The following is a 12020-nucleotide window of genomic DNA, read 5'->3' as shown; positions in this document are numbered from 1 at the left end:
TTAAATTAAATTTATTTTTATGAACACAATTATGATTTACTTGCCTTTAATAATGGCATTAGTAGGATTGGTTTTTATGGGTATTAAAAGAGCCTGGGTTTTAAAACAAGATGCCGGAGATGGTAAGATGGCAGCCATTTCAGAATATATCCACGAAGGGGCTTTGGCTTTTTTGAATGCAGAATACAAATTGATGACTGTATTTGTTATTGTTGCTAGTATTGTTTTAGCTGGACTAACATTTTTACCAGGTAATTCCTCTCATTTATTGATTGTGGTTGCGTTTATTTTTGGAGCAATTTTCTCGGCTTTAGCTGGAAATTTAGGAATGAAAATAGCAACAAAAACAAACGTTAGAACCACGCAAGCTGCTCGAACAAGTTTGCCACAAGCACTGAAAGTTTCTTTTGGAGGCGGAACCGTTATGGGACTTGGCGTTGCTGGATTAGCAGTTTTAGGATTAACGGGATTCTTTATTATACTATATTATTTTTTCATGGATGGTGTTTGGACATCAACAGAACAAATGACGGTTGTACTTGAAACCTTAGCGGGTTTTTCTCTTGGAGCGGAATCTATTGCTTTGTTTGCTCGTGTTGGTGGAGGAATTTATACCAAAGCTGCCGATGTTGGAGCTGATTTAGTGGGTAAAGTTGAAGCGGGAATCCCTGAAGATGACCCTCGTAATCCTGCGACAATTGCTGACAATGTTGGTGATAACGTAGGAGATGTAGCTGGAATGGGAGCGGATTTATTTGGTTCTTATGTTGCAACAGTCCTTGCTACAATGGTACTGGGTAACTATGTAATAAAAGACATGGGGGGCGACATTGAAGATGCTTTTGGCGGAATTGGTCCAATTTTATTACCTATGGCTATTGCAGGCTTCGGAATAGTTGCTTCGATTATAGGAACAATGTTGGTGAAAATTTCGGATAATAATGCAAAGGAGGCCGAAGTGCAAAAGGCATTAAATATTGGAAACTGGATTTCAATCGCGTTGACTGCTGTAGCATGTTTTGTTTTAATTAAATATATGCTACCTGAAACTATGAAAATGAATTTCTTTGGAGAAGGTTTAAAAGAAATTTCTTCTATGCGAGTTTTTTATGCTTCGATGGTAGGATTAGTAGTGGGAGCAATTATTTCATCTGTTACCGAATATTATACTGGATTGGGAACAAAACCAGTTTTGGCTATTGTTGCAAAATCGTCAACTGGAGCAGGAACCAATATTATTGCTGGTTTGTCAACAGGAATGATTTCAACTTTTCCAAAAGTGATTGTTTTAGCTGCGGCCATTTGGATATCGTATTCCTTTGCTGGTTTTTATGGCGTAGCACTTGCTGCTTCTGCGATGATGGCTACAACGGCGATGCAATTAGCAATTGATGCTTTCGGTCCAATATCGGATAATGCCGGTGGAATTGCAGAAATGAGCGAATTGCCAAAAGAAGTTCGTTCTAGAACTGACATTTTGGATTCTGTTGGAAATACAACTGCAGCAACAGGAAAAGGATTTGCTATTGCCTCGGCGGCAATGACTTCTTTGGGGTTATTTGCAGCTTATGTTACTTTTACAGGAATTGACGGAATCAATATTTTCAAAGCACCAGTATTATCAATGTTATTTGTGGGTGCTATGATACCAGTAGTTTTCTCCGCTTTAGTGATGAATTCAGTTGGGAAAGCTGCGATGGATATGGTGCACGAAGTGCGTCGTCAGTTTAGAGAGATTCCGGGAATTATGGAAGGAACTGGAAAACCAGAATATGCAAAATGTGTTGATATTTCGACAAAAGCCGCTTTGCACGAAATGATGTTGCCAGGAGTTTTGACCATTGGTTTTCCAATCGCGATCGTACTGTTGGGAAAATTGGTGTATATGGGTGATGCCAATGCCAATGCAATGGTAGCTGAAATGCTTGGAGGTTATATGGCTGGTGTTACTGTTTCAGGTGTGGTTTGGGCTATTTTCCAAAACAATGCTGGTGGAGCTTGGGATAATGCTAAAAAATCTTTCGAAGCAGGAGTTCTAGTTGACGGATTAATGAGCTTCAAAGGTTCTGATGCTCATAAAGCGGCTGTAACTGGTGATACTGTTGGAGATCCATTCAAAGATACTTCTGGACCGTCAATGAATATTTTGATTAAATTGACTTGTCTAATTGGATTAGTAATTGCTCCAATTTTAGGAAATGGAAGCGCTTCTCACAGCCAAGGAATGAAATGCACAACAGAAATGAAATCATCTTGCGCTGAAGGAAAAATGATGGGCAAATGCGATATGTCTAAATGTGCCACAATGACCAAAGACGAGTGTGCTAAAATGTGTGACGAAAACGGATGTACTCCTGAGCAAAAAGAAATGTGTTTGTCAAGTTTTGATGAAAATGGCAAGTATGATGGAGCAAAAGGAAAAAAAGAATGTTGCGCAAAGAAAACTTCTTGTTTTAACACTGACGCTGTAAGCAAAAAACAGATTAAGGTTGAAATGATTAAAACAAAGGAAGGACAGGCAAAAGCTACTGTTACAACTACCGAAAAAGGGAATGAAAACGTTCAGGTTTTTGAAGGTTCATTGGAAGAAGTAAAAGCGAAAGTTGAAGCTTTGAAATAGTTATTTTAGTTTGAATTTTACAAAAAAATGTCCCGAATTTTCGGGACATTTTTTATTATTATAACTGAACTAAAGTCCATCCATACGCTTGCGAAAGGTTCAAGTTCCATGGGAACATTTCATATTATAGCAACGGATTTTAATCCGTTGAATCTAAAACAACCCATTCAGTTCAGCATCGATTTTATTAATGATCATCCCTAAATCTTCAGGATTATCCACAAAATTGATGTTGTCCACATCAATAATCAATAATTTTCCTTTGGTGTACGTTTGAATCCAAGCTTCATAACGTTCGTTCAATCTGTTAAGGTATTCTATAGAAATAGTGTTTTCATATTCACGACCGCGTTTGTGAATTTGTCCCACCAAATTAGGGATAGAGCTGCGCAAATAAATAAGCATATCAGGAGCAGATACTGTAGATTCCATCAATTCGAATAGTGAAGAATAGTTTTGGAAATCACGATTGGTCATCAATCCCATAGCGTGAAGGTTGGGCGCAAAAATATGTGCATCTTCATAGATAGTTCGATCTTGAATGATTTTTTTACCACTTTCTCGAATTTGCATCACTTGACGAAAACGACTATTTAAGAAATAAATCTGCAAATTAAACGACCAACGTTCCATTTGGTGATAAAAATCGTCGAGATAAGGGTTGTCAACCACATCTTCATAATGAGGTTCCCATTTGAAATGTTTGGCTAACAAACGGGTCAATGTTGTTTTTCCTGCTCCTATGTTTCCTGCTACTGCTATGTGCATTATGGTATTGTGATTTTATAATTTGTAATTTCTTGGTTGGTAAAAATAGCTAAAATTTGGTCTTTGTAATAGAATTTCTTAAATGATTTATCCACATTTTCAATCGTGTAGATTCGATTCTTTTTCAAATCTTGTAGAAACAAGGTTCCGTTTTTCGAAAATACAATCTCTTGATTCGAAACGACTTGAATTTGGTCGAACTCCGGAGCCTTCCCGATGGTTGTGATTTTTCCGAAAACATCCACTGCATACCAATTCATTTTATCGTCAATCCATTGAAAGATGTTAAAACTGGATTCATAATATTTTAAATTTCCATCAAAAGGAGGGGTTATCGATTGAAAACTGTTTTTCAAAAAATCATAAAGACCAATTTGCTGTGTGAGACTATTAAATATCCAAAGCCTATTTTGAGAAGCAATTCCAGCGCCCAAAGCTAGTATTGGAACCTCATTCTCAGAAAAATTTATCTTTTGGGTTTCGTTCAATTGATTGTCTAAAAGTATAATGGTGTTGAAATTTTCATAATACAACATGATTTTCAATTGATTTTGAATGTCAATTTTAGTGATTTTTCCCAAAGCAATATTTTTGTACTGCCATAATTCTTTCTCGTTTTTTTTATAAAAAACATTATTTTTTATGTAGTAAAAGTTTCCCATCCCATCAAAACCAACAAAAACTTCGATATCTGTTTTTTGCGATGACAATTGTTTTGCTTCTATGATTTGTTCTTGGGCAAACAATGAAGCAAGTTGGAAAAAAATGAAAAGGAATACTATTTTTTTAGGCATACGATTGGTTTCTATTTCAGGGAATTAGGAATTATTATGGGTTTTTAAAAATTAAGCTAATTTACGTTAAACCTATTTAAAATCTATCGATCTTATTATAATATTCTTAACATTTTAAATGTAACAATATTAGTTTTTAATTGTCATATTTGATATTTAAAATTTAAAACATGAAATTTATGAACAAAATTATTTTTGCCCTAGTGTTTTGGCTTACTTCTTATTTTGGACTGCAAGCTCAAGAATTTCAAGGAATGGCCGTGTACCAATCTAAAACAAGCACCGAAGATATGAAAATGCGATTGTCTGGAAATAAAGACCTGACTCCTGAAATGCAAAAAACTATCGAGGAGAGAATGAAAAAAATGTTCGAAAAAACATTTATTCTAAATTTTAACAAAACGGCATCTATCTACAAAGAGGAAGAAAAACTCGATGCGCCAACTCAAGGTGGATCGGGTGGAGGAATGCGGTTTATGGCCTCAATGGCAGGCGGTGGCGGAACTTATTACAAAAACGTCAAAGAAAAAGCCTATACTGTCGATAAAGAATTTATGGGGAAGGAATTCTTAATCAAGGATTCGTTACCTAACTTAAAATGGAAAATGGAAGGGGAAACCCGAGTAATTGGAGGTTATAATTGTTTCAAAGCTACTGCAGTTAGACAAGTAAGTAAGACGGATTTCAGGAATTTTAGACCTAAACCAGACGATAAAGATGCTAAGAAAAGCACCGATGCTGCAAAACCTGCTGATGCTGATAAGAAAACTAACTTTATGGACGAAATGAATATCCCTAAAGAACAAGTGGTTACGGCTTGGTACACTCCAGAGGTTCCAGTAAACCAAGGCCCTGAAAATTATTGGGGATTACCCGGTTTGATTTTAGAAATCAACGATGGCAAAACGGTTATTTTGTGTTCGAAAGTAGTATTAAATCCAAAAGAGAAAGCGGATATCAAAGCATCTACCAAAGGAAAAGTGGTTACTCAAGCGGAATATGATGATATTATGATAAAGAAAATGGAAGAATTTCGTGAAATGAATCGAGGTCGTGGAGGCAATGGAACAATGCAAATTCGCATGGGCGGACCAAATTAAAATTGCTTATTACGACTTTCCTAAAAATTCACTCCAACATTCTGATGAAAAAATTACTCATAGCTGCCCTTTTCTTTATTAGTTCATTGTCTTTTGCTCAAAACGTTAAGTTAGATGGAGTCATTTCAGACACTAAAAATGTGGCACTGGAAATGGTCAATGTGATGGCTGTAAACACAGCCACCAAAGCAATGGATTCCTATGCTATTACCAATGATAAAGGAAAATATTCCTTGAATTTAAAGCCTAATACGGTCTATAATCTTAAAATCAGCTTTCTGGGAATGCAAAGCAAAGAGATCGAAATTGTGACCTCGACTGTGGCAATCAATAAGAATGTGTCTTTAGAAGAAAGTGCCACGGAGTTGGATGGAGTCGAAATAATTCGCGAGATGCCCGTTTCTATCAAAGGCGATACTATTGTGTACAATGCTGATTCTTTTAAAACAGGAACGGAACGAAAGCTCGAGGATGTACTAAAAAAATTACCTGGAGTCGAAGTCAATGCCGATGGGGAAATAGAAGTCGAAGGAAAGAAAGTGACCAAATTAATGGTCGAAGGAAAAGACTTTTTTGATGGTGATACCAAACTTGGCGTCAAAAATATTCCAGCCGATGCCATTGATAAAGTGCAAGTCCTTCGCAATTTTAATGAAAATTCTATTCTTAAAAACGTTGAAAACAATGAGGAAAACGTAGCGATGAATATCAAACTGAAATCAGGCAAAAAGAATTTTTGGTTTGGAGATGTTACAGGTGGAATCGGCGTTGGTCATACCGATTTCAGATATGTTGCTAACCCAAAATTGTTTTATTACAGCCCTAAATACAGTATAAATCTGATAACAAATTTCAACAATATTGGCGAGTTGCCCTTGACGGTTCAAGATTATTTCAAATTGACAGGTGGTTTTAGGGGACTGAATAGAAAGGGGGGCTCTACTTTTAGTGTTTCGTCTAATGATGCGGGTATTTCATTGTTGCGGAATGATAGAGCCAAAGAAATTGAGACCAAATTTGGAGCAGCCAACTTCTCTTATAATGTGAACAAGGCTTGGAATCTGAGCGGTTTTGGAATAATGTCATCTTCTATTACAGATGTCGAAACCATTTCTCAAACCAATTTTTTAAAGCCCAATTCCTCCGAAATTCAATCTACAGAAAATCGTAAAGAAACGGCGCACCAAAAAAGTGATTTGGGAATGTTCAAATTGAGTTCGCTTTACAAACCTTCAACTAATTTTCAATTGGATTACGATATCTTGACAAAGATTTCAAAGCAAGAGGAAGAATCCCCTTTACTACGGGAAACTATTGTCAATGCTGTTTCGACAACCGAACTTATCAATACTTCTAAAAATCAAGATCCCGTTTCGGTCAATCAAAACCTAAGTTTGTTTTATACCTTGAGCGAGAAAAACATTTTTGCAGTTGAAGCGCAACATTTATACCAAGAAGAAGATCCTTTTTACAATGCGAACCTTAAGAGCCAGCCCTTTAAATTGGTAGGATATATTCCCGGACAAAACAGAAATGATATTAGTCAAAATCGTTTTGTTAAAACAAATAAAATAGATGCGAAAATCGACTATTTTTATATGCTAACCGCCAAAAGTAATATAAATATCACGCTCGGGAACACCTATTCTTACCAAAATTTCAACTCGAATATGTATCAAATTCTTGACGATAAATCCGTCAATGAATTAAATAGTCCAGTAAACGTAAACGATGTAAGTTACCAATTCAATGATGCTTTTTTAGGATTGCATTACAAATTTTTAGCAGGTAAATTTACTTTTACACCAGGGGTGAGCTTTCATAGTTTTAATATGACCGATACGCAACGGGGCAGTGATTATACTCAAAGTTTCACCCGTTTTTTACCTGATTTATTGGCCATTTACCAAATCAAGAAAGCCGAATCCTTAACTTATAATTTTTCTTACACCAATAATTTTACCGATATCAATCAGTTGGCCGAAGGCTTTGTATTTTCCAATTACAATAGTTTGCGAAAAGGAAGCCGAATGCTCGAAAACGCAACCAATATTCAACATTCTTTGCGCTATTTCAAATACAATATGTTTAATTTAGAAAACATTTCCGCCTTTCTGAATTATTCAAAACGGATCGATGCGATAAAAACTGCAGCCATTTTCGATGGGGTCAATCAAACTTCGGAGCCATTCAATTCGGCTTTTGCTGACGAAACCTTTTCAGGAAGCGGCTCGTATGGGCGTTCCTTTTTAAGAAATTATAAAGCTTCGTTATCGGCAAATATCAATTGGTCTTTATTCAACAACATACAAAATACAGTGAATATCAGCAACGAGAGTTTTACACAAAGCTACACGATGAGGGCCTCGACGAATTATAAAAATATGCCCAATTTAGAGTTAGGTTACAATATTGTAATAAATAATTACGCCGATAATGTGTTTTATACCGACAAACCCTTTGCAAAATTGGATTATTACTTTTTGAACGCCTTTTCTTTCGTGGCCGAATATGAATTTTATCACTATTACAATACCGAAAAAACGGTAAATAACGAGTACGATTTTCTAAGTGCAAGTCTAATTTACCAGAAGAAAGACAGCAAATTTGAGTATAAACTTAGCGGAACCAATCTCTTGAATACCAAGTCCATCAACGACGACAGTTTCTCGCAATTTTCTACAAGAACTTCGCAATATACCGTTCAGCCACGCTATTTGATTTTCTCTTTGAAGTATAATATTTAGGAGCTTAATCCAGCTATCCATTACAACCTTCACTCAAGAAAAATACATTTTTTTCAGCAAAGGGTTTCCATTACTATCTGGGCTAAAAACAATAAACCCTGACAAATTTAGTCGTCAGGGTTTTTCTTTTTGTACTTGCGGTTAAACTTTATAGTCCAAAAGCTGCTTTTACTTGATCTACGAAATCTAATTTTTCCCAAGTGAATAATTCCACTTCAACTGTTTTTGTTTCTCCACCTGGAGCAGAAAAAGTTTTGGTTACAGTTTCAGGAGTACGACCCATATGTCCGTATGCCGCAGTTTCGCTGTAGATTGGATTTCTCAATTTCAAACGTTGCTCGATAAAATAAGGGCGCATATCAAAGATTGCTTCTACTTTTTTGGCAATTTCACCATTGGTCAAATTCACTTTTGAGGTTCCGTAAGTGTCAACAAAAATACCCATTGGTTGGGCTACGCCAATTGCATACGAAACTTGAACCAAAATCTCGTCGGCAACACCAGCTGCAACAAGGTTTTTAGCGATATGACGAGTGGCATAAGCCGCACTTCTATCTACTTTACTTGGATCTTTTCCAGAGAAAGCACCACCACCGTGAGCGCCTTTTCCACCGTAAGTATCCACAATGATTTTTCTCCCTGTCAATCCAGTATCTCCGTGAGGCCCACCAATAACGAATTTGCCTGTTGGGTTAATATGGTAAGTGATTTTGTCATTGAAGAAGTGAGCATATTGAGGATATTTCGCTTTAATTCTAGGAACCAAAACCGAAACTAAATCAGTTTTGATTTTGGCTAACATTTCAGCTTCTGGAGCGAAATCATCGTGTTGAGTCGAAATTACAATCGCATCAATTCGTTGTGGTTTGTTGTCGTCTGAATATTCTAAAGTTACTTGCGATTTTGCATCTGGACGCAAATATGTAATTTCAGCATTTTCTCTTCTAATATTGGCCAATTCAATCAATAAAGCGTGAGCAATATCCAAAGCCAAAGGCATATAATTTTCAGTCTCATTGGTTGCATAACCAAACATCATTCCTTGGTCACCCGCTCCTTGATCTTCTGGTTTTGCTCTTTCTACACCTTGATTAATATCGGCAGATTGTTCGTGAATAGCGGAAAGAACACCACAAGAATTGGCTTCAAACATATATTCACTTTTAGTATATCCAATTTTTTTGATGACATCTCTTGCAATAGTTTGAACGTCTAAATAAGTGTTCGATTTTACTTCACCAGCAAGAATAACCTGTCCTGTTGTTACCAAAGTTTCACAAGCTACTTTCGACTCAGGGTCAAATGCCAAGAAATTATCAATTAATGCGTCTGAAATTTGATCAGCTACTTTGTCTGGATGTCCTTCACTCACTGATTCTGACGTAAATAAATAAGCCATAATAATATAATTTTTAAATTAAGCGAGGAAGAAAAAAAATAATTGCAGGGAAATACTAAAGGAGAGTTCTGCTTTAGCATTTTTTTAACGAGGTTGCAATCAGTTCAAATTTTTCCTCTAATATTCGGGTGCAAATGTATGAAACCAAATTGAATTCCAAATTAATCTTAACTTATTTTTTGATGTTTATTGTTAAAATAACTTTTAGGTGAATTTATAGATTGTTTAAATAACTGTTAAGTTGAATATAATTTTTTAAAATTTATTTGGATTTCTAAATAAAAGTTTGGATATTTGTCAAACAAAAGAAAGAAAAATGAATTTTAATGTTTGCAATATTTCAAAGTCGATGTAGGAAAAATCCTGCGGGTCGTTTATTGTATAAATTTTTAAATCAAAATTATATAGATAAGCCTCCCACAAAACGGGAGGCTTTTTTTTTTGAATTATTATAAAACTAAAATTAATTCTAATATGAACATTTTACAGCAAAAACAAATGAATAAATGCAATGTCAAATCGATGATTTGTGCAATGTCTATGGTATGTTTTTGTATCAGTTGAATCCGAAAGTAAAAGTTATAACAAAACTTAAAAACCCTTTTGGATATTTTTCTAAAAGGGTTTTTGTTTTTTAAGATCGAAAGCACAAGAATATTTCAAAATAAAATAAAATCTTAAATCAAAAAATAATATTATGAGTACACCAAAATTCGCAACAAACGCATTACACGCAGGGCACGACACTACTAAAACAGCAGGAACAAGAGCGGTACCTATTTATCAAACCAGTTCTTATGTGTTTAATAATTCGGATCACGCGGCCAATTTATTTGGACTTGCCGAAGCGGGATTTATATATACCAGATTGAATAATCCAACCAACGATATTCTAGAACAACGATTAGCCGCTCTCGAAGGTGGAATTGCCGCAGTAGTTACAGCATCAGGAACGGCGGCCATTGCTACTTCATTATTGGTTTTGCTAAAAACCGGCGATCATATTGTAGCTTCTAATAGTTTATACGGAGGAACCTACAATTTATTGAGCGCTACTTTGCCTAGATTGGGAATCACAACCACGTTTGTTGATCCATCGGATGCTAGCAATTTTACCAAAGCAGCCAATGAAAGTACTAAAGTATTCTTCGCAGAAAGTTTAGGAAATCCAAAATTAGATGTCTTGGATTTGAAGGCTATTGCTGCCGAAGCCAAAGCATTCAAAGTGCCATTTATTGTGGACAACACGGTTCCTTCGCCTTATTTGCTAAACCCAATCGAGCACGGAGCCAATATTGTGATTCATTCCTTGACTAAGTATATTTCTGGAAACGGAACTTCGCTTGGAGGAGCAGTGGTCGATGCAGGAACCTTTGATTGGAGTAGCGGAAAATTTCCTGAATTTACTGAGCCCTCGGCAAGCTATCACGGATTAATTTATCACGAAGCTTTGGGAGCGGCCGCGTTTATTGCCAAAGTCCGTATAGAAGGATTACGGGATTACGGAGCAGCTTTGAGTCCATTCAATGCCTTTCAGATTATTCAGGGACTAGAAACTCTAGAAGTTCGCGTCAAGAAGCATAGCCAGAACGGATTGGCTTTGGCTCAATGGTTAGAAAATCAAGATGAAGTGGCTTGGGTTAATTATCCAGGTTTACAGTCGAATAAATATTACAATTTGGCAACACAGTATTTACCTAAAGGACAAAACGGATTGCTAACTTTCGGACTTAAAGGAGGCTTTGAAGCTGCCAAGAAAGTAGCCGATGAAACCAAGCTTTTCTCACTCTTGGCCAATATTGGAGACACAAAGTCATTGATTATTCATCCAGCGAGTACCACGCATCAGCAGTTGACAGATGCAGAGCAGGTCGCCACGGGAGTAACCAAGGATTTGATTAGACTCTCGGTCGGACTGGAAGACATAGAAGACCTAAAAGCCGATTTGAAAGCCGTCTTCGAAAATTTAAAAGTATAAAAACCAACATATTTGAACTTAGGAAAACTGAATTCGATATGTTTTAAAATAAAAAAAAAGTATAACATATAAAATATAGATAGTATGAAAACTCTAAAATATTATTTAAGCCCATTAACTCAGTTTTTCAAAAGTGCAAATAAAAAATCAATGAAAACTGGTATAAATTCTGATGATTTTGAATTTACATATCCAAAATTAGGAATCAACCTTAATCAAGATCCAGAGAATAAAAAATCTCAAAAATCATTGCTATCGTTGATGTATTCTGATGAAAATCAAACTCTTTTCATCTAAAAATGGTTAGTTTGAAATTAAATTTTGCTTAAAAACAAACAGCGGATGAGGTCAAATTTCTGGCTTCTTCCGGTGTTGGTTTTAGGTTTATAAAAGGAAATCAGCCAATTTTAAATTTGGTTGTTTAAAAAAATAGTGGTTAATTTGCACCATTAAGTTCACATACGTACTGAAATGTTATAAAGAAAGCTCGAGGGAATAGACCCGATGAAAGCTTAGCAACCCTTTGAAAACGAAGAAGGTGCTACATTCTATCCCGATCATCGGGAACAGATAACAACAAGAATTCTTCTAGCATACTTCTAGTTTTCTTTCTA

At 35.9% G+C, this 12020-nt stretch carries 8 protein-coding genes and 1 riboswitch; of the genes, 5 read left to right on the top strand and 3 right to left on the bottom strand.

Features of this window, described 5'->3' with window-relative positions:
- Window positions 1-19 precede the first annotated feature (19 nt).
- The gene (locus ACIQ1E_RS01110; protein ID WP_396167930.1) at window positions 20-2620 is read left to right on the top strand and encodes a sodium-translocating pyrophosphatase; all 2601 of its coding nucleotides are present in this window, start codon (window positions 20-22) and stop codon (window positions 2618-2620) included.
- Window positions 2621-2773: 153 nt separating this feature from the next.
- Here the strand turns inward: ACIQ1E_RS01110 and ACIQ1E_RS01105 are convergent, their stop codons facing one another.
- Both ACIQ1E_RS01105 and ACIQ1E_RS01100 read right to left on the bottom strand, forming a co-directional pair.
- Window positions 2774-3388 (bottom strand): deoxynucleoside kinase, encoded by a 615-nt coding sequence (locus ACIQ1E_RS01105; RefSeq protein ID WP_396167929.1) that lies wholly within the window; start codon window positions 3386-3388, stop codon window positions 2774-2776.
- Entirely contained in the window at window positions 3388-4182 is a 795-nt protein-coding gene (locus ACIQ1E_RS01100) for a hypothetical protein (RefSeq protein ID WP_396167928.1), read from the bottom strand. Before ACIQ1E_RS01100 ends, ACIQ1E_RS01105 begins: the two co-directional genes overlap by 1 nt.
- A 179-nt stretch (window positions 4183-4361) precedes the next feature.
- Between ACIQ1E_RS01100 and ACIQ1E_RS01095 the strand changes: the two genes are divergently transcribed.
- Both ACIQ1E_RS01095 and ACIQ1E_RS01090 read left to right on the top strand, forming a co-directional pair.
- Complete coding sequence (locus ACIQ1E_RS01095; RefSeq protein WP_396167926.1) at window positions 4362-5282, top strand: GLPGLI family protein; 921 nt, start codon at window positions 4362-4364, stop codon at window positions 5280-5282.
- Window positions 5283-5326: 44 nt separating this feature from the next.
- On the top strand, window positions 5327-8029 hold the full coding sequence (locus tag ACIQ1E_RS01090) for a carboxypeptidase-like regulatory domain-containing protein (RefSeq protein ID WP_396167924.1): 2703 nt from the start codon (window positions 5327-5329) through the stop codon (window positions 8027-8029).
- 148 nt (window positions 8030-8177) lie between these two features.
- On the opposite strand, the gene metK is transcribed toward ACIQ1E_RS01090, so the two are convergent.
- Window positions 8178-9428 (bottom strand): methionine adenosyltransferase, encoded by a 1251-nt coding sequence (gene metK / locus ACIQ1E_RS01085; protein WP_396167922.1) that lies wholly within the window; start codon window positions 9426-9428, stop codon window positions 8178-8180.
- A gap of 697 nt (window positions 9429-10125) precedes the next feature.
- Here metK and ACIQ1E_RS01080 point away from each other — a divergent pair.
- Window positions 10126-11406, top strand: a complete 1281-nt coding sequence (locus ACIQ1E_RS01080) for an O-acetylhomoserine aminocarboxypropyltransferase/cysteine synthase family protein (RefSeq protein WP_396167920.1) — start codon at window positions 10126-10128, stop codon at window positions 11404-11406.
- A gap of 84 nt (window positions 11407-11490) precedes the next feature.
- Window positions 11491-11703: a hypothetical protein gene (locus ACIQ1E_RS01075; RefSeq protein WP_396167919.1), complete on the top strand. Its 213-nt coding sequence runs from the start codon at window positions 11491-11493 to the stop codon at window positions 11701-11703.
- 174 nt (window positions 11704-11877) lie between these two features.
- Window positions 11878-11983: riboswitch (SAM riboswitch) on the top strand.
- Window positions 11984-12020: the final 37 nt, after the last annotated feature.

Origin of the sequence: Flavobacterium sp. (assembly GCF_044348915.1) — a bacterium.
Lineage (GTDB): Bacteria > Bacteroidota > Bacteroidia > Flavobacteriales > Flavobacteriaceae > Flavobacterium.
The sequence above is the reverse complement of the archived record's forward strand: the minus strand, read 5'-3'. Positions and strand labels throughout refer to the sequence as shown.

Bases quoted from the DNA above. Each gene is read 5' to 3' on its own strand.
- ACIQ1E_RS01100 (WP_396167928.1), bottom strand. From the start codon at position 4,182: ATGCCTAAAAAAATAGTATTCCTTTTCATTTTTTTCCAACTTGCTTCA.
- metK (WP_396167922.1), bottom strand. From the start codon at position 9,428: ATGGCTTATTTATTTACGTCAGAATCAGTGAGTGAAGGACATCCAGAC.
- ACIQ1E_RS01080 (WP_396167920.1), top strand. From the start codon at position 10,126: ATGAGTACACCAAAATTCGCAACAAACGCATTACACGCAGGGCACGAC.
- ACIQ1E_RS01105 (WP_396167929.1), bottom strand. From the start codon at position 3,388: ATGCACATAGCAGTAGCAGGAAACATAGGAGCAGGAAAAACAACATTG.
- ACIQ1E_RS01090 (WP_396167924.1), top strand. From the start codon at position 5,327: ATGAAAAAATTACTCATAGCTGCCCTTTTCTTTATTAGTTCATTGTCT.
- ACIQ1E_RS01095 (WP_396167926.1), top strand. From the start codon at position 4,362: ATGAACAAAATTATTTTTGCCCTAGTGTTTTGGCTTACTTCTTATTTT.
- ACIQ1E_RS01110 (WP_396167930.1), top strand. From the start codon at position 20: ATGAACACAATTATGATTTACTTGCCTTTAATAATGGCATTAGTAGGA.
- ACIQ1E_RS01075 (WP_396167919.1), top strand. From the start codon at position 11,491: ATGAAAACTCTAAAATATTATTTAAGCCCATTAACTCAGTTTTTCAAA.